The following is a 22,585-nucleotide window of genomic DNA, read 5'->3' on the forward strand; positions in this document are numbered from 1 at the left end:
GGAGAAACATCACCGGAAATGCGATGAACCACTGGGTCGTCATCTACGCGATCGGCGCCGCACAAGCGGTGCTGCTCGCGCTTGCGTTGTCGCGGCGGCGGCCCAATCAGGCCGCGAACCGGGTTCTGGCGGCGTGGGTGGCGATCATCGGCGTGGACCTGGCGATCAAGGCGATGTTCCTGGCCGAGCCGACGGTGTGGTTGTTCAAGCCGGCCCGGTTCGTCGCGTTGTTTCCATTCCTGTACGCCAGCCTGTTTTATTTGTACGTGCGGGTGTTGACGACCGGGCGCGCGCCACGTTGGCGCGACGTGGGGCATTTCGCCGTCTTCGCCTTCGTACTGGTCTGGGCGGGTGGGTTGTTCCTGCTGGGTGCCGAGGAAACGGCGGCGGTGTTCGATCGCTTCCAGAACGGCAACGGGTCGTGGTTGCCTGCGTGGTTCAATCCGCTGCTTTTCGCATACGCGTTCGCCTACATCGTCGCCGCGTTGGTGCGGGCGCAGCGCTACCACCGGCAGCTCCGCGAGCATCGTTCCGATGCCGACCGTCAGCCGCTGCGCTGGATCACGATCATGGCGGTATGCCAGTTGGTGATCTGGGGCATTGCAGCGGTTCAGTCGGCGGTGCGCATCCCCGTGGTCGATTACTACCTGATCTACGGTGCGGTCGCGGCGTGGGTGTGCGTGGTCGGCTACTTCAGCCTCGGGCAACCGCCCGTGGTGGAGCTGTCAGCTGCGTCGTCGGCCACGCCCATCGATGATGGCCCGGCCAAGGCGGACGACCCGCGCTTCGACGAGGTCGAGTCACGGCTGTCGCGACTGATGCGCGAGGAGCGGCTGTACCGGGAACCGGCGCTGACCATCGGCCAGCTCGCCAAGCGCAGCGGTTATCCGGAGTACCTGGTCTCGGCGGTCATCAACCGGCGCCTCGGCGGCAACTTCTGGGAGTACATCAACCGCCAGCGCATCGACGCGGCCAGCGCCTGCCTGGCCGATCCCGAGGACGCACGCACCATCCTCGATATCGCCTACGCGTGCGGGTTCACGTCCAAGTCCACCTTCAACGCGGCGTTCAAGCGTCAACGGGGTGAGACGCCAAGCGGCTATAGGCGCGGACATGCCGGGTGATCGCCGGCCACCGCAGGATCAGCTCGCATATCGCCAGATTGATGAGCCACGACAACCACGCTGCGGCGATGTAGACGGGAATGAACGGCCACTGCAGTATCACGCCGGTCGCCAGTATCAAGCGCAGGGTGATGGCCGCGGTCGTCAGCGCCGCGCTGCGGAACATCCAGCGTCGGTGCGCGGCGGTGTTGCCGGCGATCGCGTGACGGATCCCGATTGCCGTGACCACCGGCCACAGCAGCGACAGCGCGGTGAACCCCAACGTGCTAGCGAGGCCGCCTTGTGCGTTTTCCGCCAGCGAGAGCCCCGAGCCGGCGCCGATCGCGACCGCGGCGACATAGAGCCAACCGCCCAGTCGGTGCAGCCGCGGCAGGCGACAGCGAACCGACGTGCTGAGCTGTAGCGGTACCAGCAGCAGCGCCAACCCGGCGGCGAAGAAATGCGCCGGCACGTCCCAGCCGGAGATCGCGAACTGGGCCGCGAACGGGTCGCCCGGACGGAACTCGCCGTACATGTACGCAAACGCGTAGCCCGCCACCCCCACGCAAGCCAGGGTGAACACTCCGCGAATCGACCATCCGGCCAATTTCCCCAGCCAATCAAACATCTCTTGCTCCCGGATCGATGAACCGGGAGAAAGAGTGACTGGCTTGGCTTTGAAGGTCGTCCCAGACGGCGTAACCGGCCCCGGCCGGGGTGCGAAACCGGGGAGTCGTACGGCTTGGTCCCCGGTGTGACTACTGGTCCGCGGCCGGATACGCCCGTGGCAGGCCGCCGTTCTCGCGCGGCACCCGTGGGTCGCAGGTAGCGGTCGCGCAGTTCGGTCTGGCGGCTGCTGGATGCCGAGTTGGATCGATCGCGAATGGCCTTGCTCCGCGATTGTTTCCATAGCCGTGGGTTATACCGCTGGCCAGCATTGCTGCACGACAAAGCGAAATGCCACTGCCACCCTGCGGTCATCGACAGGTGCTCTGCTGGCAGGTTTTGCATGCTGACTGGCCACCGACATTCATTTCGAGGGAAGGCTCGCATGGTCCGCAATTTCAGGAAAACGATACTGTTCTGTGCTGTCATCGGTTGCTTGCATGCCACCGCATCCGCGCAGGAAATCGCCACGCAGCCCGCTCCGGAGCAGGCCGTACCGGAGCAGCCCGTAATGGAGCAGGCAGTACCGGCACAGCCCGCAACGACGGCAGAACAGGCTCCCGCCACCGCTACAGCCACGGATCTCGACAAGGTCGTGGTGGTGGGCAGCCGCCTGGTCGGCAACAGCGGAACCGGCATGGCCCCGGTCATCATCCTGGGCGAAGACGACATCGCCGACACCGGGGCGGTGTCCGGCGAAGAACTCCTGCAGACCCTGCCGCAGGTCGGCGACCTCATGTTCGACAACACCGACACCGGGGCCAACATCAACGCCGCGCGCGGCGACGTCGGCTCGATCAACCTGCGCAACATCGGCACCGGCAACACGCTGCTGCTGGTCAACGGGCGTCGCGTCGTGCCGCATCCGGGTACACAGACCGAGAACTTTGTCCCGCGCCAGACCGGGAACATCAACGCCATTCCGCTGTATGGCGTCCGTCGCATGGAAACCCTGCTCGGCGGCGCCTCGGCCCTGTACGGCTCCGACGCGGTGGCCGGCGTGATGAACGTGGTGATGGACACGACCTACCAGGGATTCAAGGTGCAGAGCCAGTTCGGCGGCTCCGAAGGCACCGATTTCCGCGAGGGCAACATCAACTTCAAGGCCGGCAAGTGGTTCAACGACGGCCGCACCCGGGTGACCTTGCTTGGTGGTTACACGGATCGATCCAACCTGGCTTCGTCCGAGCGCTGGTACAGCGCCGACATGGACAAGCGCTCGCGGCTGGAAGGCACGCCGTTCGAAGGTTATACCGCGTTCGATGACCGCCTGTCCGCCTCGTCCTGGGGATCGTTCCAGACACGCGACAAGGATGCGGTCAGTCAGAACGGGGAGCGGATCACCAGTGCATCCGGTTACTTCCATATCGAGCCGGGATCGGGGTTGGGTGAGTGCGCGGCGGGCATCGATGAGAATGCATGCATCGTGACTGGATCAACGAAGCCACGCGAGCTGCGTTTCAATGCCGCCTCGCAGCGCAACCTGCTCGGAGGCGTCGAGCGCAAGAACGTGTTCGGCACCATCGAGCATGACATCAACGACAACTTCGTCGCATTCGGCGAACTGAGCTACTACAACTCTCGCTACGAGGGCATGCGCGAGCAGGCCGCGTCGGTGGGTTCGGCGCCGATCGTGGTGCCTAAAACCGGCTATTACAATCCGTTCGGCGCGATGTACCTGCCTGACGGCTCCCTCAATCCGAACCGTCTGGAGGGCATCGACGCGCCGGAAGAGGGGCTGGACGTGAGGATGGTCAGTTATCGCGCGACCGATACCGAGCGTCCCTACACGGTGGATGACAATGCGTACCGGGTCGTGGCCGGTATCCGCGGCATGGTGGGCGCGTTCGATTGGGAAAGCGCGGTGCTGTACTCGGCCGCGAAGACCCGCGACGAGCAGCACGGATCGATCAGCAATACGTTGTTCACGCAAGCGCTGGGACGCAGCGATCCAGGCGCCTACAACCCGTTCAATGGCGGCGATCCGCTGGACTGGTCAGGGCGGGACGGCACGCCGAACGACCCGGCCACGATCGCCTCGTTCACGGTTCCGGTGATCCGCAAGAGCCGCAGCACGTTGTTCCAGGTGGATTCGCGTCTCGTGCGCGACGATCTGTTCTCGCTTCCGGGCGGCGACGTTGGCCTGGCGACGGGCGTCGAATGGCGCCGCGAAACGCTCACCGATAACCGCGACATCCACCACGACGGCACGATCACCTATACCGACCCCATGACCGGCGCGATCACCAGCGACATCCTGGGTGCGAGCCCTGCGCCGGACAACGAAGGTGAGCGTTCGGTCAGCTCGCTCTACGCCGAGCTGGCGGTGCCGCTGGTCTCGCCGCAGATGGAGGTGCCGCTGGTGCGCTACCTGGACCTGCAGCTGGCCGCTCGCTATGAGCATTACTCGGACTTCGGCAGCGTCTCCAAGCCGAAGGTCGCCCTGGCATGGGGACTGTCCGATGACCTGATGATGCGTGCCAGCTGGTCGCAGAGCTTCCTGGCGCCGAACATCATGCTGACCAACTCGAACGACCTGACGCTCAGCAACTCGCGGACCGACTACTACGTTTGCGAAGCCAATATCCGCAACGGCGACATCGACAGCATCAACCAATGTGGCGAAAGCTACAGCACGGTCGAGCAGCGCAGCGGCAACAAGGAGCTGGAGCCGGAAACCGCCGATACCTGGTCGGCCGGTTTCGTGTTCCAGCCGAAATTCCTGCCTGAGAGCGCCGGCAACCTGACCCTTACCGCGGACTACTGGTCGATCGAGCAGGAAGACGTGATCGGCATCCTCGGCGGACGGACCCAGTTGGCGTTGGATTACCTGATGCGCATGCAGGACTCCTACAACCCGGCGGTGATCCGCAACGATCCGGATGACGACCGCCTGGAGCAGTTCGAAGGCACCGGCCTGGAGGCGGTGGGCACGGTCGCACGGATCGATGACGTCTACATCAACCGCTTGCCGCGTACCACGCGGGGCCTCGACTTCTCGGCCGGCTGGCGCCTGAAGACCGAGAACACCGGCACCTTCAATGTCAAGCTCAACGCGTCCCGGTTGATCGAACTGACCCAGGAGTTGACCGCGGACGAGCGGCAGATTCTTGAGGCGCAGGAGCAGGGCATCATCGACGATGGTTTCAACATCAGTGGAGCCGGCAACACGGTGGGGCTGAATGGCACTCCGGAATGGCGCGCGTCGCTAAGCACGTCGTGGCGGTACGGCGACTGGAAGCTGGGCACGTTCACCCGCTACGCGGGCAAGTTCGAATCCACCAGCGCGTCGCTCGACGACGGCAGCCTGTTCAAGGTTCCGAGCTGGAGCCGGACCAACGTCTACGTGGAACGCCGTTTTGGCGAGACCGACAGCTTCCTCAACAATTCGTCGATCCGTTTCACCGTGCGTGATGTCACCAACAACGAACCGCCGCTGTCATCCACGACATCCGGCTTCTACACCAAGGTGCACAGCGCCCGTGGCCGCGGCTACTACATGACCCTGACCAAGGAATTCGAATAGAGCCGGATCGGAGAGACCAGTGACTGCTTACACGATGATGCATCGGGCGCGCATCGCATGCGCGCTCCTGCTGGCCCTGCTGGTTGCGCCCGGCGGCCTGCCGTCGGCAACCGCGCAAGCGCGGCAACTGCTTAATTACGAGGCGATCCACAAGCCGGAGCATGCCGATCGCGGCATGGTGGCCAGCCAGAACGAAGTCGCCAGCGCGATCGGCGCCCAGGTCCTGCGCGATGGTGGAAACGCGGTGGATGCCGCGGTGGCCACGGCGTTCGCGATGGCGGTGGTCTTGCCGCGCGCGGGCAACATCGGTGGCGACGGCTTCATGCTGGTGTACCTGGCGAAGGAGAAGCGCACGGTCGCGATTGACTACCGCTCGGTGGCGCCGGAGGCGGCAACGCTGGAGCGCTATCTCGACGACGACGGAAAGGTAATCGGCGACAAGGCCGGCTACATGGCCGCGGGCGTACCCGGCACTGTGGCGGGGCTGGCACTAGCGCACCACAAGTACGGCCGGATGCCGTGGTCGTCCCTGCTGCAACCCGCCATCCGCTTGGCCGCCGAAGGGATCGTGCTGACGCGTGATGAGGCCTTCGCACTGGACTGGGGCAAGCAACGGCTGGCGCGCAGCGCGGCGGGTGCCAAGGTGTTCCTGCACGCCGACGGCAGCGCAATGCGTGCCGGCGAACGCCTTGTGCAGCAGGATCTGGCATGGTCGCTGCGGCAGATCGCCGAGCACGGTGCGGACGCGTTCTATCGCGGCGAGATCGCTGAACGCCTGGCTGCCGGCATGGAAAAACACGGCGGCCTGATCACCCGCGCCGACCTTGCGGCCTATCGCGCCATCGAGCGCGATGCGCTGCTGGGCAGCTATCGCGGCCATGGCATCGCCACCATGCCGCCGGTCAGCGGTGGCGGCGCCAGCGTCATCGAGATGCTCAACATCCTCGAAACGAAGGATCTGGCCGGGTTCGGCGCGGGATCCGCCGACGCGCTGCACTACATGGCCGAGGCGATCAAGCTGGCCTGGAGCGACCGCAGCCGGTTCGCCGGGGATCCGGGATTCTGGGACATCCCGGCACGCGGCCTGACATCAAAGGCGTACGCCGCCACGCGCGCGAAGCTGATCTCGCCGACGAAAACGCTGCCGGCGCCGGAACTCGCAGCCGGCGACCCGTGGCAATACGAGAGCACTGAAACCACGCAGATCTCGGTGATCGACGCCGACGGCAACGCGGTCAGCAACACCTACACGCTGGGTTCGGATTTCGGCGCCGGGGTGATGATCGAAGGCACCGGCTTTCTGCTCGGCAACCTGATCGGCAACTTCCCGATCACGGCGCAGGCGAGGGCGGGCAAGGACGCGAAGAAGACCATGGCCAATCTGCTGGGCCCGGGCCGGCGTCCGGTGTCGAGCATGTCGCCGACGATGCTGTTCCGTGACGGCAAACTGTGGATGGTGACCGGCAGCCCGGGCGGCAACACGATCCCCGGCACGGTGATGCAGACCATCGTCGATGTGGTCGACTTCGATATGAACATCGCCGAAGCCACCAGCATGCCGCGCATCCACCAGGAAATGCGCAGCGGCGACCTGCGGGTCGAGCGCGGCTTCAGCCCGGACACTCTGCGGCTGCTGGAGGCGCGTGGCCACGAGGTAACGCAGGACGAAACCATCGGCAGTACCCAGTCCCTGCTCAAGAACGAGGACGGCGTTGAAGGCGCCGCCGATCCGCGCCGCCCGGGAGCCGCCGCCGTCGCGCAGTGACGGAGCATACGTCTGGGGCTACTGGTCCGCGGCCGGATACGCCCGCGGCAGGCCGCCGTTCTCGCGCGGTACCTGGGGCCGCAGGTAACGGTCGCGCAGTTCGGTCTGGCGGCTACGCATCTCGATCGGCTTGCCATCCAGCCACACCTGCAACGCCACCGCGCTGACTTCCAGCGGGTCGCCGCTCCACAGCACCAGGTCGGCGCGCTTACCGACGGCGATGCTGCCGAGCTTGTCGGCGACACCGAACGCCTTCGCCGGCACCGAGGTCAGCCCGGCCAGGCCGTCTTCCCATGGCAGCCCATTGGCGACCGCGTTGCCGGCGAGCTGGCGGATCTTGCGCGCGTTGTGGCTGGCATCGCCGCCCTGGCTGAAGCCGACTGCGACGCCGGCGGCATCCAGCCGCGCCGCGTTCTCCATGCTGGCGCCGAGCTGGTCGAAGCTGGCCGGCAGGTTGGCCAGCGGGTCGACGAATACCGGTACGTTGGCCGCTGCCAGTTGCGGGGCGAGCTTCCAGGCCTCGGCGCCGCCAGCGATTGCGATGTTGACGCCGTGGCGCTCCGACCAGCGCAGCAGCTGGCGGATGTCGGCGGCGCGGTCGACTTCGGCTACGACGCGGCCACCGCCATCGAGGTATTTCTTCAGCGTTGCGCGACCGGCCGGGGTCAGCAGTGCGGCGTTGGCGTCGGGGGCGATCTTGCCGCGCGCCTCGCTGATCAACTGGTCCAGGATCATCCATTGGGCGGCGCGCGAGCGGCCGCTGAGGCCGGCGGCGTCGCTGCCGAGGTCGACGAACAACACGTTCGGGCCGGCCGGGTCGACGCTGCCGTCGAGCCGCATCACTGCGCCCTGGCCGCCGATGATCGAGCCGCCTTCATCGCTGCCGGCGCTGATCAGGGTCCAGCCGATGCCCTCGATCCGGCTGACCGGGATCAGTATCGAGGCCGGGTTGAAGGCCAGGGTCACGTCGAACTCGGGGCGCACCGTCATCTGGTGGGTGTCGGCGCCGAGCGCGAGGGTGTTGTCGACGGTCGAACGCTCGCCGGAAACTTCCTCGATGCCGATGCCGGTGATGCCGCCGAACAGGGTCGGGGTCAGGCGCCGTTCCTGGGCGTCGACAACCTGGGCGCCGGCCGGGGCGGCCAGTGCGGCGCCGATCGCACGGATGGTGCCATCGCTGACCAGCACATCGGTATTGGTCAGCGTCGCCGGGGTACCGCCGGTATGCACGGTGGCGTTGCGGATCAGAAGATCCTGCGCGCTGGCGCCCAGCGCGACGAACGACAGCGTCGCCAATGCCAGCAATGACAGGGAGGCGCGAACGACCTGCCCCTTGCCGTCGCGGCTCACAGCACACCTCCGGCGCGGATCCGGTCGCCGGTCGACTGGCCCAGCATGAAGTCGGAGGTTGGTTGCCGTGACGGGTCATCGCGGTCGTACACGCGCGCGCCGTCGACATAGACCTGCTCGGCCTGCGCGTAGACGCTGAACGGGGTGCCGTTCCAGATCACCACGTCGGCCATCTTGCCGGTCTCCAGGGTGCCGGTCTGGTCGGCGATGCCCATCGACTTGGCCGGGTTGGCCGTCAGCCACTGGATCGCGTGTTCGGGAGTGATCTCCATGCCTGCCAGCTTCGCGTGGGCCATGACCTTGGCCGCCTCCTGGTTGAGCCGCTGGATGCCTTCCTCCGAGTCGCTGTGCACGATCGCGCAGCTGCCGGCCGGGCGGTCGACCAGCGCGATGTTCTCCTGGATGCCGTCGAAGGCCTCCATCTTGAACCCCCACCAGTCGGCCCACAGCGCGGCGCAGGTGCCTTCCTCGGCGAGTCGGTCGGCCAGCTTGTAGGCCTCCACGCCATGGTGGAACGCGGCGATCTTGAAGTCGAACTCGTCGGCCAGGTCCAGCATCGTCGCCATCTCGTCGGCGCGGTAGCAGTGGATGTGGACCAGGATGTCGCCGTTGATCGCGCCGGCCAGCGTCTCCAGCTTCAGGTCGCGCTTGCCGCCGTTGCCGTTCTCCTTGCTGTTGTCGGTGTCGGACTGCCACCAGCTGCGCTTCTTCGTTGATTCATCGGACTTGCCGTTCTTCTTGAGGTACTCGGCCGCCTCGATGAACGCCGCGCGGTAGCCGGCGACGTTGCCCATCCGGGTCGACGGGCCGCCTTTGTCGCCATACACGCGCTTGGGGTTCTCGCCGCAGGCCATCTTCAGGCCCCAGGGCGCGCCGGGGAACTTCATTGCCTGGTAGCTCACCGCCGGCACGTTCTTCAGGGTCACGCCACGGCCGCCGACCAGATTGGCCGAGCCGGGCAGGATCTGCAGCGAGGTGACGCCGCCGGCGCGGGCCGCGTTGAAGCCCGGGTCTTGCGGCCACACCGAATGCTCGGCCCAGACGGCGGCGGTCACTGGCGCCGTCGCCTCGTTGCCGTCGCTGTGGGCGCGCGCGCCGGGACTGGGATAGACGCCCAGGTGCGAGTGCACGTCGATGATGCCCGGAGTCACCCACTTGCCGTTGCCATCCACCACAGTGGCGCCGGCCGGCGCGGCCAGGCCGGTGCCGACTTCGACGATGCGGCCATCGGCCATCAGTACATCGGCGTTGTCCAGGCGCGCACCGGTACCGGTGAGCACGGTCGCGCCGCGAACCAGCACCGGTGGCGCGGCGATGCGTTCATAAGTACTGGGGTAGGGGTCATTGGCGAACGACGATGAGCGGTCGCCGCTGTCGGCGTGGGCACCGCCGGCGAGCGCAAGCACGAGGGCGGCCGCTAGCGCGGCAACAGGTAAACGAAGCATTTTGAACTCCCCGGGGTTGAGTGCCTGCGCTGGCGATGACGATGCGACAGTCTGCCTGCACCCTAGCGGTGGTCCGTGGCGGTGCCAACCCTGACGATGGTCATGGATACCGCGACCATCGCAACGTTTGCGACGTGTGCGCGGCACACTGTCGGCTACGGGAGGACTGCGTCATGGAACAAGCGATCTATCTGCTGCTGGGTGCCGTGTTGACCTGGGCTTTTTATTTCGTCCGGCGCAAGGTCGAGCGGCGCACCACGGTTGACGCGATCGAACGCAACCAGAAGCTGTTGACCCTCAAGCAGGGCCTGGAGGGAGCCAATACCAGCCTGGAGGAGCTGCGACGGTTCGAGGGCCAGCTCATCGGCAAGGCCGAGGCCGCGGTCCGCATGGCCGACCGCTACGTCAGCCAGGTCGAGCTGGTCGTGCGGGAATGTGATGAGCAGTCGTTGGACGAAGCGGCGATGAACCTGCGGGCGATCCGCTCGTTCCAGCAGGTCGACGGCCACCTCGACGGGTTGGTCGTGCGCCTGCGTGCGGAGCTGGAGGGCGACGGCCTGGCCGCCTTCGAGGCGGTACATCTGGGCTGGCTGGGGTATCGCGAGCGATATGCGCGTTTTATTGCCGAGACCTATTCAGGCGGCTCGATCCAGCCGCTGATCCATGCCGTCACCCTGGAGAGCATCACCGTCGCATGGATCACCGAGCTGGAGACCCAACTGGGCGACGGGGATCTCGACGAGGACGTGGCGGACTGACGCCGTGCCGGGCGTTGCCGCCGGCACCGCATCGACCGGCGTTACATCGACCAGCACTGCAGCGACCATAACGACTCCCTGATAATGTCGGTCTCCGATCAGGTGATGAGGGCAGGCAATGGATACCACGGCGCAAGAAATCGTCGAGTTCTGGCGTGATGCGGGACCGGAACTGTGGTTCAGGGGGGGTGCCAGGTTCGATGCCAGCTGCCGCGAACGCCTGCTGGATGCGCACATGGCAGCGTCGCGGGGCGAACTGGAAAGCTGGGGCGAGTCGGCCGACAGCGCCCTGGCTCTGGTACTGCTGCTGGATCAGATCCCCCGCAACGTCTTCCGTGGCAGCGCGCACGTTTATGCGACCGACCCGATGGCGCGCGCGGTCGCCGAGCGTGCCATCGGCCGCGGCTTCGATGCGCAAGTGGATGCATCGCTACGGACGTTCTTCTACCTGCCGTTCGTGCATTCCGAGGCGATGCTCGACCAGCAGCGGGCGCTTGAGCTGTACCAGTCGATCGACCAGCCCGATGCCGACAAGTGGGCCGTGCACCACCATGGCGTCGTCGAGCGCTTTGGCCACTTCCCGCATCGCAACCATCTGCTGGGCCGGGCAACCACGCCGACCGAGCAAGCATGGCTGGATGAGGGCGGGTTCAGTGGCTGACCAGCCGCGCCCCGGGCATGACGCGCATGTCCGGGGGTTGGTGAGCCGATCAGTACGTCGGCACGCTGGAGTCGACTTGCTCGCTCCACGCGGCGATGCCACCTTCGACGTTGGACAGGCGGGTAAAGCCCAAGCTGCGGAAGCGTTCGGCGGCTTGTGCACTGCGACCGCCGGAGTGGCACAGGAACGCGATCGCGGTGTCCTTGGGTAATGCTTCCAATTCAGTCTTGGCGTCCCCGTCAAGGGTCTTGAACGGTACCTTGATGGACGCTTTCCCGCGCTCATCGGCAGGGCGCACATCCACCACCATCAGTTCGCCGGCTGCCACCTTGGCCGCCGTGTCGCTGGCACTGATCGAGTTGACCTTCGGCGGTGCGTTCGGGTTTTCGATCACCAGCCCGCGGCCGCGCACGTCGTCGGCCCAGTCAATCGTCAGCCCGTGTGCGCGCTGGGCGCTGGCCAGGTCGAACTGCACCCGCAGGCCTTCGGTTTCGCTGGTGATCGCCGCGGCGTCCACTGGTGCCAGCTGCAGCTTGGCGTTGAAGCGGGTATCGATCTCGACCTGCAGCGCATAGCCGTCACCGGCGTTGGCCACGGCCTCGCCCAGCATTTTTGCCGCCGCCGGGGTGATGGTGATCGGTGGCGGGGTGCGATCGGGCGCAGGCACGCCCAGCGCGGTGTACAGCTCGCCGGAGTTGGCAATCTGCTCGATGATGTCGCTACCGCCAATCAACTCGCCGCCGATGTACAGCTGCGGGATCGTCGGCCACTCGCCGTACTGCTTGATGCCTTCGCGGATATCCGGGTCCGACAGCACATCGACATGCTGGTAGGCAACGCCGGTGGCCCCAAGTGTGCCGACCGCCTTGGCCGAGAAGCCGCACTGTGGCGCGTTCGGCTCACCTTTCATGAACAGGACGACGTTATTGGTGGAAAGCAGTTGTTCGATACGCGAACGCAGGGCGGGGTCGAGGGACATGGCAGGCTTCCGTAATGCGGGTGGAGGTGTCAGGCAATTGTGCAAGTGTACCGAGGCGCGCCTGACGCTGGCATGATCCAGATCAGTTCCGTCCAGATCATGTCCGTCCAGATCATGTCCATTGCCCGCCTGCACCGCGTTCCGCGCCACCCCTATGCCTGCTGGATCGCCCTGCTGCTGTCGCAGTTGCTGGTCGCCGCAGCCTGGTGGCTGTGGAGTTGGAAGGTCGGGTTGCCGCTGATGCTGGCCAGTCACCTGCCATTCCTGTGGGGCACGTTGAAGGCCGACTCGGCGCTGTTCAGCCCGGTGCTGTCGCGATTGCCGACCCGGCAGAACCTGGTATGGCTGACGATTGACGACGGCCCATCCGACGATACCGCCGCGCTGCTGGAACTGCTGGACCGGCACGGTGCGAAGGCAACATTCTTTGTCGTCGGTGAGCGCGCGCAGGCGCGACCGGAGCTGGTGCGTGAGATCGTGCGGCGCGGCCATGGGCTGGGCAACCACAGCCACGGCCATCCGCAGGCGGTTTTCTGGGCACTCGGTCCGGCGCGGATGCGCGCCGAGGTGGCGCAGGCGCAAGCGGTGCTGACCCAAATCAGTGGTGTCACGCCGCGCTGGTTCCGTGCCGTGGTCGGGATGGCCAACCCGTTTGCCGCTGCCGCGTTGCGCGAGCAAGGCCTGGCCCGGGTGGCCTGGAGTGCACGTGGCTACGACGCCGTCATGGCAGACCCGGGGAAGGTCGTGGCACGGATCGAGCGTGACCTCGTTCCTGGCGCGATCGTGTTGATGCACGAAGGCGCGCCGCACGGCCGCAACGTGGAAGCCGTCGGGCTCTTGCTGCGTCGGCTGGACGCGTTGGGTTACCGCACCGTGTTGCCGGAAGCGCTGCTCACCCCGGCTTCACCGCCACCACCAGCCAGTTGTTGAACGGCGTGTTGCCATACAGCGGCGTAAACCGCGAGCGCAGGCCCGCCGCATCGAAACGCTCACGCAACGTGGCTTCGTCGGGGTAACGGCGTGGAGCGGTATTCATCCAGCCCACCAGCCGCGAGAACACGTCGACCGCATGGGTGACGCGGGCACGCGCGCTGCCGTCGTCCAGTCCGGTCCGGATCACCAGCCGGGCGCCGGGAGTCAGCATCGCGATGGTCGTGTCGAGGGTGCGGTGTTGTGCGTCGGGCGCGAGGAACTGCAGCACATCGAGGATCGCGACACTGCCGCGATGATCCGGCAACCCGCGTGCAAGATCGATGCAGTCGAAGGCGACGTCCACCAGGCCCTGTCGTTGCGCCGCGCCGCTGGCGCGCGCGATCTTGCCCGCGTCGTTGTCGACCCCGCGATAGCCCAGCGCCAGGCCGTCCTCGCGCAGCGCATGTGCCAGCAATCCCAGACCGCAACCCAGGTCCAGCAGCGGCTGGGTACTGCCGCGCAACGCCGCACAGACGCCGGGATACAGCGGGTCGCTGCCCAGCTTGCCGCGGCTGTAGTAATAGTCCCAATGGTTGCCATCGCCACCGGGCCCGAATGCGCTGGCGATGCGTCGGGCGCGCTCTCGGGAGAACGGACGTACGGTCGGCCCCATCAGCGGCGGTCGGGATGATCGCCGGACCCTGAGCCCGGCACGGCACTGAGGGTCGTCGTGTGGGCACCATCACCCAGCAGTTCGCGCGCGATCGGAAACGCCTGTGCGGCCCACCGCTGGTACATCGGCGCCGATGGATGCAGGCCGTCGTCGACCAGCATCGAGGCCTCTCCGCCATGCATACGGCTGACCGGGGTAATGTCGACAAAAGCGACACCATGGCGTGCGCACAGTTCAGCGGCAACAGCGTTGTAGGCATCCAGTTGTTCGGCAATCAGGGTGCCGACGCGGCCTTGTGCGATCGCGAACGGCGTCACCCCCCAATCGGGGATCGACAACACCAGCACCCGGTCGGCGCGTCCGTCCACCAGCGCGATCGCACGCCGCAGCAAGTCGTGGAACTCACCGCGGTACTCGGCCACGCTGCGGTCGCGGTACTGGTTGTTGACCCCGATCAGCAGGCTGACGAAGTCCCAGCATCCCAGTGGCTCCTCCAGATCCATGGCGCTCGACAGCTCGTCGGTGGTCCAGCCGGTGGTGGCGATCACGCGTGGCGCGGCGACATCAATGCCGGCATGGCGCAGCTGTGCGGCCAGCACCACCGGCCAGCGGTCGACCTCGGACACGCCCTCGCCGATTGTGTAGCTGTCACCGAGGGCGAGATAGCGCAGCTGGCTCATGTCAGGCCACCGCGACCCGCGTTGGCAGGGTTGTGATAGCTGGCACCGGGTGTTCGGCTGCGGACGGGTTCGCCCGCGCCGCGATCCGCTCCAGCACCCGCTCGATACGGCGGAACACTTCGGCCAGCTGCTCGGGTTGCGGCAGCAGGGTGACCCGGAAATGGTTGCGGTAGGGCACGTTGAAGCTGGAACCCGGGACGACCAGGACGTCTTCGGTTTCCAGCAATTCCAGCGCGAAGGCGTGGTCGTCGAAGCCGGCGATGCCGGTCACGGCCGGGAACGCGTACAGCGCGGCGGCAGGGGTGACCAGTTCCAGGTAATGGCTGGCGGCGACCGCCTCGATCACCACCCGGCGCGCTTCGTGCAGCCGACCACCCGGGGCGCACAGTTCGCTGATGGTGTCCTCGCCATGCAGGGCCGCCTCGATGGCGAACTGCCCGGGGACGTTCGAGCACAAGCGCAGCGCGCCCAGCAGGTCCATCGCGTGGTGGAAGTCCGTGCTCAACGCCGGATCGCCCGACAGCACGGCCCAGCCCACCCGCCAGCCGCAGGCGCGATGCACCTTGGACAGTCCGCCGAACGACAGGCACGGCAGGTTGCCCGCCAGCGGCGCGATCGGCTCGAACGTGGCGTCGTCGTAGAGAATCGAGTCGTAGATCTCGTCGCACATCAGCAACAGGCCATGACGCGCGGCGATATCGACCAACTGCAGCAGCAACTCGCGCGGGTAGCTCGCTCCGGTCGGGTTGTTCGGATTGATCAGCACGATCGCGCGGGTGCGCTCCGATACCAGTGATTCGATTTCCACCGGGTCGGGCAGGAAGGCATTCTCCGGCGCGCAGCGGTAGTACACCGGACGGCCGTCGTTGAGGATGGTCGCGGCCGACCACAACGGGTAATCGGGCGATGGCAGCAGCACCTCGTCGCCGGGGTTGAGCAGGGCGCGCAGCGACAGGTCGATCAGCTCGCTGACGCCATTGCCGATGAACACCCGCTCCGCCGCCACGCTGGGCGTGCCACGTTGCCGGTGGAATTCCGCAATCGCCTCGCGCGCCGCCGGCAGGCCTTGCTGATGGGTGTAGGGGTCGGTATCGGCAATACGTCCGGCAATCGCCCGTTGCAGGTGCGGCGGGGCGCGGAAGCCGAACGCACCGGGATTGCCGATGTTGAGCTTGATCAGTGTGCGGCCCTGCGACTCCAGTTCACGTGCCCGGCGGGCGAGCTCGCCGCGGATCTCATATCGGACTTCAGACAGGCGGGCACGGGTTTTCAGCTGGGACGGTGGCATCGCGGTCAGGCTGGAGGAGGATGTCCCGCCAGACTATCCGATTCCCGCGCGGTTTCGCAGTTACAGGGTTTGCCCCGGCCATCGCAGCTGCGTCATCGCCGCGTCTGCCGAGCGGTCCTGTCGCGCAGACGGGCAGGACATATAGGTAAAATCGCCGCATGCGCCGATTCCACCACTTTCCGTGACTCCCGAGCTCGCCCTGCAGGCGATCGGCTGGCCCCTCGATGACGACGGCCTGCCCGCGGTCGCCGAATGGCGCGAGCTGATGGCGCAGTTTCCGCAAGCCCGCCCGGCGCGCGTGGTCGAGCAGCATCGCAGCGGCTATGTCGTCGCCGACGGGCCAGACCACAGTTTCCCGGTGGAGTCGTTGCCCGAGTGGCAACGCGCGCCGAGCTACAAGCAGGGCATGACCCCGACCGAGCAGCGCGCCGGTGTGGGTGACTGGGTACTGGTGCTCGACGCCATCGAGAAAGACCAGATCGTCGCCCTGCTGCCGCGGCGCACCGCGATCAAGCGCGGCGCCGCCGGTGAGCATTACAAACAGCAGTTGATCGCGGCCAACATCGACACCGTGTTCGTGGTCTGCGGGCTGGACGCGGACTTCAACCCGCGCCGGATCGAGCGCTACCTGTTGCTGGTCAGCGGCAGCGGTGCGGAGCCGGTCGTGGTGCTGACCAAGGCCGACGAAGCGGACGATATCCCCGGCTCACTGGCCGCGTTGATTGAACTGGCCGCGCAGGATGTCGCGGTGCGCGCCGTCAATGCCCGCGACCCCGACAGCGTCGCATCCCTCAACCCATGGTTGCGGCCGGGCACCACCGCGGTGCTGGTCGGCAGCTCCGGTGCGGGCAAGTCGACCCTGACCAACACCCTGGTGGGCAGCGAGCGCATGAAGACCGGTGCGGTGCGTGAAAGCGACGAGCGCGGCCGCCACACCACTACCCACCGCGCCCTGATTCCGTTGTCGACCGGCGCCTGCCTGATCGACACCCCCGGCATGCGCGAGTTGAAGCCGACCGGGGAGGAGGTTGTCGCCGAGAACTTCGGCGATATCGAAGCGCTGGCGGAGCACTGCAAGTTCCGCGATTGCAAACACGCCCAGGAGCCGGGCTGTGCGATCCGCGCGGCCATCGAAGCCGGCAAGCTGGACCCGCGCCGTTTCACCAACTACCTCAAGCTGGAAGAGGAAGTTGCCGGCGCCGCGGAAAAGCTGGCCGCGCGTCGCGCGCAGAATGTCGCGGCCACCCCGGCTGCCACGGCAACGGGAAAGAATGCGGCCGTAAAGCCTGCGGGAAAGTCGCCCGGGAAACCCCCCGGAAAGCCCCCGCGGCAACGGCCCCAGGTCGACGACGACTATGGCGAAGACTGACCCCGACATCGCCCACCACACCGCGCTGGACGAGTGCATGGTGCAAACGGCGCGCGGGATCAAGGTGCTGACCCTTGCCAGTTGGCCGGCCGCAACCGCAAGCACGTTTCTGGCCGACCACGCCCGCGGCGTCACCCGGTTGCCGCAGGTCGCCTACCCCCGCCACGACTTCAGCGAAGCCCGCACCGAGCTGGCCGCGATCGCACGCGAAGCCGATGCCAGCCACCCGCTGGGTCAGTACCTGATCGACGCCACTTCCAGTTGGGAAACCGCCGCCCGGCTGTGCGAAGCGCTTGGCACCCCGGCAGTCACCGAGCTGTCGCAACAGCTCTACGGCAGCGTTGATGCACCACTGCCAGGTAACGGACCAAGCGCGCGCGTGGCGGCGCGGCATTTCATCGAGATCGCGGACCAGTTCGACCGCGAACTCGTCTCGCCTGCCGAGCAGGTCGAGATTTCGGCCACCGCCCTGCAACTGCAATTGCAGGGCGACCTGGACGACTACTTCAACGACCGCATGATCGAAGTCGTGCTGGATCCTGACCTGATCGCCAAGGCTGCCGCCGGCGCGACCCGCATCCGCCTGCGCACCGGCGCGGCTTTCACCGATTACGACCGCCACCAGCTGTTGCAGCACGAGGCCTTCGTCCACTCGCTCAGCGCGCTCAACGGCCGCGAGCAGCCAGTGCTGGGCAGCCTGGCGTTGTCCTCGCCACGCGCAACCGCGACCCAGGAAGGGCTGGCGACCTTTGCCGAGCAGATCACCGGCGCCATCGATATCAGCCGGATGAAGCGCCTGAGCCTGCGTATCGAGGCCATCGCGCAAGCGCTGGAAGGTGCGGATTTCATCGAGGTATTCCGCTTCTTCCTCGACAGCGGTCAAACCCCGCAGGAAAGCTTCGCATCAGCCCAGCGCGTATTCCGTGGCGTGCCGACCAGCGGCGGTCACGCCTTCACCAAGGACACCGTCTACCTGCGCGGCCTGATCGGCGTCCACACGTTCTTCCGCTGGGCCCTGCGGCGACGCCAGCTGCGCCTGTGCCGCTGGCTGTTCGCCGGCAAGATGACATTGGGCGACGTGCAACGGCTGGCGCCACTGTTCGAATCCGGCGTGCTGCTGCCACCGCGCTGGCTGCCGACCTGGGTCGCCCGCGCCAACGGCCTGGCCGGCATGCTCGCGTTCTCGCTGTTCGCCAACCAGATCCGGCTGGACACGATCGACGACACGGACTTTGCGGATATCTGAGGATGAAGCGGTGACAGCCGGCGGGCGGTGCTTATTGCCCGCCGCCAGCCACCAGGGCAGGTGATTCGGTCTCGATAGAGTCGCTTCCCGGCCCGTCCTGAATCTCGCTGATAATCGACTTGAATAGGCTGATGAACTCCTCCGCCGCTTTCGATGGGCGCCGGTCCTCAAGAAAGACGCAATCGACGTTGAACCGGATCGGCGGCGCAAACGGGCGGAAAGAAACATCGTCCTGCACCGTGGCGCGGGCGGTGAACTCGTCGACCACCGTCATCCCCGCGCCATGGCGGGTCAGTGCGGCAGCGGTATAGAAGGTCTGGTTCGACACGACTTCGCGGATGGCAACGTTGCTGCGTCGCAACGCGCTGGCGAGTGCATCACCGACCGGCCCGCTGGCGGTCAGCCCGACCACTTCGCGTCCATGCATCAGCGACAGGGGAACCGATTCACCCACGTCGGGGACATCGTCGTTCTGGAAAAGCAGCACCATCTGCGCGGTTTTCAGCACGCGTCGCTTCATGCGCGGGTGCAGTGGTGGCGCGTAGGCAATCGCGATGTCGCAGGTACGCTCATAGAGCGCCTGGAACAGTTCGTCGTGGTGCAGGGTCTGCACGTCGAACGTGATTTCCGGATGCATACGGCGGAAACGGGCGACCGCCAATGGCGCGACATGCAAGCCCAGGGACGGCACCACGCCAAGGCGGATGTGGCCACCGCCGATATTCTTGATATTGCTGATGGTCTTCTGCAGCGACCCCAGGCGCTCGAATATCTCGTTGACTTCCACAAACAGCGCATGCGCTTCGTCAGTGGCAACCAGACGGCCGCGCACCAGCGTGAACAGCTGCAACCCGAGCTTGGACTGCGCGTGGTGCAGCACCTTGCTCACCGAAGGCTGGGACACATGCAGCGCACGCGCAGCGGCACTGATCGAGCCGGTCGTATAGACGGCGTGGAACACTTCAATTTGACGAAGGCGCATCCCCTGATCTTAGGGCAGCCAGATCAAACATGCCCAAAGTGACCACGCGGCGCAGACGCCGGTGGCGCGCGCGGCTACTTTTCCAGCAGCGCTTGCAATGCCCGCTCGCCGGCCCCCATCGCCAGCGTCCAGCCCAGCATGCCGTGACCGACGTTGACCACGACGTTGGGTTGAATCCGCTGGATGATCGGCACCGAGCTGGGCGTCATCGGGCGCAGTCCCGCCCACGTACTGTCGATCGCGTCGTACGCGGCGGCGGCAGGGAGGGAATCACGGGCCATCGCCACCAGATGCTCCGCCCTGCGCGGGTCGACGGACGCGTTGCGATTGCCGACCTCGGCCAGGCCCGCCACGCGCAACTTGTCACCCAGGCGACAGAACACCAGCTTGCGATCGATGTCGGTGATGCTGACCCGTGGCGCCATGGTTCCCGGCGCGGCCGTGAACGAGTAGCCCTTGACCGGCAGCAGCGGCAGTCGCGTGCCCATGTCCCGCGCAAGGGCCACAGCGTCCACGCCAGCGCAGGACACCAGCTTGCGCGACCGCAGTTGCCTGCCGTCGCGCGCTTCCAGGCAGACACCCTCCGGCGTGGTCGCGAGCTTCGCCACGTCGAAGTCGAAGCACGCCGTCACTCCGTAATCGGCTACCAGCAACGCCAGCAAGCCCACGCAGAATCGCTGCGGATCACCTGCCTCCTCCGCCGGCGAATGCACCACGCCGACCAGACCGGACGCGCCTGCCAATGCCGGCTCGATGTCGATCGCCTGCTGCGCGCTGAGGATGCTTTGCTCTACGCCGTGCTTCTGCTTGGTCGCCACCATGGCGGCGGCAGCGTCCAGCGCGCCAGCGTCACGGAACAGGTGCATCTTGCCCGGAGTGGTGTGCTCGAAGTCGATGTCATGGCGCTGCAGCAGGTCGTCCATTGCCGCGCGCGACTGCGCCGCCAGGTCGAGTACGGCAAGCGTGTTCGCGCGGAATTTTTCCGGCGTGGCATTGGCGAGGAAGGCGATGCCCCAGCGCAGGAAGTCCGGATCCAGCGACCAGCGCATCGACAACGCCTGGTCCATGCCCAACGCAATCGATGGCAGCTTGGTCCAAAGCGATGGGCTGGCCATCGACTCGGTATAGGCGTAACTGAGTTGGGCGCCGTTGGCGAAGGACGCGCCCATCGCCGGGCCGGACGCGCGATCAACGATGCGCACCGAGAGACCACGGCGGGCCGCAGCATATGCGGTCGCGATGCCGACTACGCCCGCACCCACGACGGTAAGGTCGATGACGGCATCATCGTCGCCGCACGCGCTCTTCGGAGGATCAAGCTCACCCGGGGCCGGGAGGGACGTTTTGACGGTGCTGGCCATTAGTGCGTTACCAGTTTGCCCACGCCTTCACGCCGAGGGTCGGCGGCCCATTCGAGTACGCCATCGCGGTAGAACACCCCATGCAGGCCGGAATCCTCGCCGGAACCCGAGCGTATCGTCATTCCACGCTGCGAAAGCGTGTCCAGCACGGCCTCCGTAAAACTGGACGCCTCGCCGTTGAAGCGGCTGCCGCGAGCTACCAGGTTCGGCAGACCCACCGCGTCCTGCAGCGACATGTCCCAAAAGACCAGGCCGACCAGCGTCTTGCCGATATAGGCCGGGATGGCGGATCCGCCGGGCGAGCCCAGGGCGCCGACAAAGCGTCCATCGCGGTCGAGAATGATGATCGGTGTCATCGAGGATCGCGGGCGCTTGCCGCCGGCGATCGCATTGGCGGCACCGTCGTCGCCAGCGCCGCTGGACCAGGAGAAATCCGTCAGCTCGTTGTTCAGGAAAAACCCGTCAACCATGCGGCCGGACCCGAAAAACGACTCAATCGTGGTGGTGACCGAGACCGCATTGCCCCATTGGTCGACCACGACAAAGTGGCTGGTGCCGCCGGGCTCGTCGGTACGGTCGGGTCCGCGCGAACCCGCGCCGGGCGGCTGCCCATGTTGGGGGGCCGGGCCTGCCGTGTTCCCGATCAACCCGCGGCGCTGGTCGACGTAGGCCGGGTCGAGCAGGCCATCGACGGGGACGTCGTCAAAGGCCGGGTCGCCGACGTAGTGGTCACGATCGGCGTACATGATGCGGCTGGCTTCGGCGAACAGAAACCATGACTGCGGGTCTTCGGAACCGCGCTGGTCGATATCGGTCTTGTCGAGCAGGGCCATCAACTGCAGGAGCCCCACGCCACTGGTCGGCGGACGCGGCACGCAGATGATGTAGGCGCGCAGGGGGCGGCACAGCGGCTCGGTCTTTTCCGGCGTGTAACCCGCCATGTCCTGCATGCTGAGCTGCCCGGGACGCGGCAATTGATGGGTGCGCGCAACGATGGCGCTGGCAAGGTCACCGCGATAGAACGCCTGCTCGTTGCCCTGCGCGATCTTGCGCAGCGTCTGGGCATAGTCGGCGTTACGCAGCAGGTCGCCGGTCCCCTTCAACTGGCCATCGGGGGTGGAGAAAAATTGGCGCACGTCCGGCGCGGACGCCTGCGGGAACGTCCCCTGGATGTGTTCCTCAAGCCGGGGGGTGATGACGAAACCCTGCTCGGCCTGCTGGATGGTTTCCGCGAACAACTCTTCCCACGCCAGCTTCCCGTGCTCACGCTGGGCCTGTGAGAAAACCGCAACGGTACCGGGAACGCCCGTGGAGCGTCCCGAAAGCATCGCGTCACCGCGCGGCAGTGGCTGATGGTTTTCGTCCTCGAACAAGGTGCCGTCGGCCAGTGCAGGCGCGGCTTCGCGGCCGATGTAGCTGGTCACCGCCTGGCTGCGCGCATCGTAGGCCATGATGATGGCGCCGCCGCCAATACCGGAACTCTGCGGCTCCACCAGACCGAGCATCATCTGGACGGCAACGGCGGCGTCCATGGCGGTCCCGCCGCGGCGCAGCACCGCGGTTCCCGCATCCACGGCAAGCGGGTGGGCGGCGACCACCACGCCTGCGGTCTTGCCCTCGCCAGCGCCGGTCCCGGGGTCGCGGGGCAATGCGAGGCAACCGACCAGCAGCGTCGTGCCGACCAGTGCAAGCAGTGCGCGGGCAGGCCGGTTGAAGCAGGCGGCGAAATCGGGACGGCGGGCGGCTACGCCGTTGGCGGCAGAACGGAATTGGCTCATGCCCAGATCGTAGCCGCACAGCTGAATGGGCGCCCCTCACATT

General features: G+C 66.5%; 18 protein-coding genes. 8 read left to right on the forward strand and 10 right to left on the reverse strand.

Features of this window, described 5'->3' with window-relative positions; genetic code table 11:
* The first annotated feature begins 23 nt into the window (after nt 1-23).
* Entirely contained in the window at nt 24-1,124 is a 1,101-nt protein-coding gene (locus ACW5DN_RS12405; protein ID WP_456963125.1) for a helix-turn-helix domain-containing protein, read from the forward strand.
* Here ACW5DN_RS12405 and ACW5DN_RS12410 read toward each other — a convergent pair.
* Nucleotides 1,069-1,731 (reverse strand): DUF2306 domain-containing protein, encoded by a 663-nt coding sequence (locus tag ACW5DN_RS12410; protein WP_456963126.1) that lies wholly within the window; start codon nt 1,729-1,731, stop codon nt 1,069-1,071. The genes ACW5DN_RS12405 and ACW5DN_RS12410 overlap by 56 nt on opposite strands.
* Before the next feature lie 549 nt (nt 1,732-2,280).
* On the opposite strand from ACW5DN_RS12410, the gene ACW5DN_RS12415 reads away from it, so the two are divergent.
* On the forward strand, nt 2,281-5,295 hold the full coding sequence (locus tag ACW5DN_RS12415; protein ID WP_456963127.1) for a TonB-dependent receptor plug domain-containing protein: 3,015 nt from the start codon (nt 2,281-2,283) through the stop codon (nt 5,293-5,295).
* Between the two features lie 19 nt (nt 5,296-5,314).
* Complete coding sequence (ggt, locus tag ACW5DN_RS12420) at nt 5,315-7,060, forward strand: gamma-glutamyltransferase (RefSeq protein WP_456963128.1); 1,746 nt, start codon at nt 5,315-5,317, stop codon at nt 7,058-7,060.
* A gap of 18 nt (nt 7,061-7,078) precedes the next feature.
* Here ggt and ACW5DN_RS12425 read toward each other — a convergent pair whose 3' ends face one another.
* Nucleotides 7,079-8,371: an amidohydrolase family protein gene (locus tag ACW5DN_RS12425; protein ID WP_456963407.1), complete on the reverse strand. Its 1,293-nt coding sequence runs from the start codon at nt 8,369-8,371 to the stop codon at nt 7,079-7,081.
* A gap of 35 nt (nt 8,372-8,406) precedes the next feature.
* A complete protein-coding gene (locus tag ACW5DN_RS12430) occupies nt 8,407-9,855 on the reverse strand; it encodes an amidohydrolase (protein ID WP_456963129.1) in 1,449 nt (482 codons plus the stop codon).
* A gap of 173 nt (nt 9,856-10,028) precedes the next feature.
* Between ACW5DN_RS12430 and ACW5DN_RS12435 the strand changes: the two genes are divergently transcribed.
* Together ACW5DN_RS12435 and ACW5DN_RS12440 are read left to right on the forward strand one after the other, a co-directional pair.
* A complete protein-coding gene (locus tag ACW5DN_RS12435; protein WP_456963130.1) occupies nt 10,029-10,613 on the forward strand; it encodes a lysozyme inhibitor LprI family protein in 585 nt (194 codons plus the stop codon).
* A gap of 118 nt (nt 10,614-10,731) precedes the next feature.
* Nucleotides 10,732-11,274, forward strand: coding sequence for a DUF924 family protein (locus ACW5DN_RS12440; RefSeq protein WP_456963131.1), 543 nt, complete (start codon nt 10,732-10,734; stop codon nt 11,272-11,274).
* Between the two features lie 49 nt (nt 11,275-11,323).
* Here the strand turns inward: ACW5DN_RS12440 and grxD are convergent, their stop codons facing one another.
* Nucleotides 11,324-12,253: a Grx4 family monothiol glutaredoxin gene (gene grxD, locus ACW5DN_RS12445; protein ID WP_456963132.1), complete on the reverse strand. Its 930-nt coding sequence runs from the start codon at nt 12,251-12,253 to the stop codon at nt 11,324-11,326.
* A 72-nt stretch (nt 12,254-12,325) separates the two neighbouring features.
* Between grxD and ACW5DN_RS12450 the strand changes: the two genes are divergently transcribed.
* Nucleotides 12,326-13,183 (forward strand): polysaccharide deacetylase family protein, encoded by an 858-nt coding sequence (locus ACW5DN_RS12450; protein WP_456963133.1) that lies wholly within the window; start codon nt 12,326-12,328, stop codon nt 13,181-13,183.
* Here ACW5DN_RS12450 and ACW5DN_RS12455 read toward each other — a convergent pair.
* Genes ACW5DN_RS12455 through ACW5DN_RS12465 form a run of 3 tightly spaced genes read right to left on the reverse strand, consistent with a single transcriptional unit; the run spans nt 13,146 to nt 15,806 of the window.
* The gene (locus tag ACW5DN_RS12455; protein WP_456963134.1) at nt 13,146-13,838 is read right to left on the reverse strand and encodes a methyltransferase domain-containing protein; all 693 of its coding nucleotides are present in this window, start codon (nt 13,836-13,838) and stop codon (nt 13,146-13,148) included. The genes ACW5DN_RS12450 and ACW5DN_RS12455 overlap by 38 nt on opposite strands.
* On the reverse strand, nt 13,838-14,518 hold the full coding sequence (locus ACW5DN_RS12460) for an SGNH/GDSL hydrolase family protein (protein ID WP_456963135.1): 681 nt from the start codon (nt 14,516-14,518) through the stop codon (nt 13,838-13,840). Before ACW5DN_RS12460 ends, ACW5DN_RS12455 begins: the two co-directional genes overlap by 1 nt.
* Nucleotide 14,519: 1 nt before the next feature.
* Nucleotides 14,520-15,806: an aminotransferase class I/II-fold pyridoxal phosphate-dependent enzyme gene (locus ACW5DN_RS12465; RefSeq protein ID WP_456963136.1), complete on the reverse strand. Its 1,287-nt coding sequence runs from the start codon at nt 15,804-15,806 to the stop codon at nt 14,520-14,522.
* A 166-nt stretch (nt 15,807-15,972) separates the two neighbouring features.
* Between ACW5DN_RS12465 and rsgA the strand changes: the two genes are divergently transcribed.
* Together rsgA and ACW5DN_RS12475 are read left to right on the forward strand one after the other, a co-directional pair.
* Nucleotides 15,973-17,175, forward strand: coding sequence for a ribosome small subunit-dependent GTPase A (rsgA, locus tag ACW5DN_RS12470; protein ID WP_456963408.1), 1,203 nt, complete (start codon nt 15,973-15,975; stop codon nt 17,173-17,175).
* The gene (locus tag ACW5DN_RS12475) at nt 17,162-18,421 is read left to right on the forward strand and encodes a flavohemoglobin expression-modulating QEGLA motif protein (protein WP_456963137.1); all 1,260 of its coding nucleotides are present in this window, start codon (nt 17,162-17,164) and stop codon (nt 18,419-18,421) included. The genes rsgA and ACW5DN_RS12475 overlap by 14 nt, the downstream gene beginning before the upstream one ends.
* A gap of 31 nt (nt 18,422-18,452) precedes the next feature.
* Here ACW5DN_RS12475 and ACW5DN_RS12480 read toward each other — a convergent pair whose 3' ends face one another.
* The 3 genes from ACW5DN_RS12480 to ACW5DN_RS12490 all read right to left on the reverse strand — a co-directional run bounded on the left by ACW5DN_RS12480 (nt 18,453) and on the right by ACW5DN_RS12490 (nt 22,542).
* Complete coding sequence (locus ACW5DN_RS12480) at nt 18,453-19,403, reverse strand: LysR family transcriptional regulator (protein WP_456963138.1); 951 nt, start codon at nt 19,401-19,403, stop codon at nt 18,453-18,455.
* Nucleotides 19,404-19,477: 74 nt separating this feature from the next.
* Nucleotides 19,478-20,764, reverse strand: coding sequence for an FAD-dependent oxidoreductase (locus tag ACW5DN_RS12485; protein ID WP_456963139.1), 1,287 nt, complete (start codon nt 20,762-20,764; stop codon nt 19,478-19,480).
* Nucleotides 20,764-22,542, reverse strand: a complete 1,779-nt coding sequence (locus ACW5DN_RS12490; RefSeq protein ID WP_456963140.1) for a gamma-glutamyltransferase family protein — start codon at nt 22,540-22,542, stop codon at nt 20,764-20,766. Before ACW5DN_RS12490 ends, ACW5DN_RS12485 begins: the two co-directional genes overlap by 1 nt.
* Between the last annotated feature and the right edge of the window lie 43 nt (nt 22,543-22,585).

It is taken from the genome of Lysobacter sp. A289, assembly GCF_054072675.1.

Excerpts from the sequence above, each read along its gene's own strand:
- ACW5DN_RS12405 (WP_456963125.1), top strand. The coding sequence starts at position 24 with ATGAACCACTGGGTCGTCATCTACGCGATCGGCGCCGCACAAGCGGTG.
- ACW5DN_RS12410 (WP_456963126.1), bottom strand. The coding sequence starts at position 1,731 with ATGTTTGATTGGCTGGGGAAATTGGCCGGATGGTCGATTCGCGGAGTG.
- ACW5DN_RS12415 (WP_456963127.1), top strand. The coding sequence starts at position 2,281 with ATGGAGCAGGCAGTACCGGCACAGCCCGCAACGACGGCAGAACAGGCT.
- ACW5DN_RS12430 (WP_456963129.1), bottom strand. The coding sequence starts at position 9,855 with ATGCTTCGTTTACCTGTTGCCGCGCTAGCGGCCGCCCTCGTGCTTGCG.
- ACW5DN_RS12435 (WP_456963130.1), top strand. The coding sequence starts at position 10,029 with ATGGAACAAGCGATCTATCTGCTGCTGGGTGCCGTGTTGACCTGGGCT.
- ACW5DN_RS12440 (WP_456963131.1), top strand. The coding sequence starts at position 10,732 with ATGGATACCACGGCGCAAGAAATCGTCGAGTTCTGGCGTGATGCGGGA.
- grxD (WP_456963132.1), bottom strand. The coding sequence starts at position 12,253 with ATGTCCCTCGACCCCGCCCTGCGTTCGCGTATCGAACAACTGCTTTCC.
- ACW5DN_RS12450 (WP_456963133.1), top strand. The coding sequence starts at position 12,326 with ATGATCCAGATCAGTTCCGTCCAGATCATGTCCGTCCAGATCATGTCC.
- ACW5DN_RS12455 (WP_456963134.1), bottom strand. The coding sequence starts at position 13,838 with ATGGGGCCGACCGTACGTCCGTTCTCCCGAGAGCGCGCCCGACGCATC.
- ACW5DN_RS12460 (WP_456963135.1), bottom strand. The coding sequence starts at position 14,518 with ATGAGCCAGCTGCGCTATCTCGCCCTCGGTGACAGCTACACAATCGGC.
- ACW5DN_RS12465 (WP_456963136.1), bottom strand. The coding sequence starts at position 15,806 with ATGCCACCGTCCCAGCTGAAAACCCGTGCCCGCCTGTCTGAAGTCCGA.
- ACW5DN_RS12475 (WP_456963137.1), top strand. The coding sequence starts at position 17,162 with ATGGCGAAGACTGACCCCGACATCGCCCACCACACCGCGCTGGACGAG.
- ACW5DN_RS12480 (WP_456963138.1), bottom strand. The coding sequence starts at position 19,403 with ATGCGCCTTCGTCAAATTGAAGTGTTCCACGCCGTCTATACGACCGGC.
- ACW5DN_RS12485 (WP_456963139.1), bottom strand. The coding sequence starts at position 20,764 with ATGGCCAGCACCGTCAAAACGTCCCTCCCGGCCCCGGGTGAGCTTGAT.
- ACW5DN_RS12490 (WP_456963140.1), bottom strand. The coding sequence starts at position 22,542 with ATGAGCCAATTCCGTTCTGCCGCCAACGGCGTAGCCGCCCGCCGTCCC.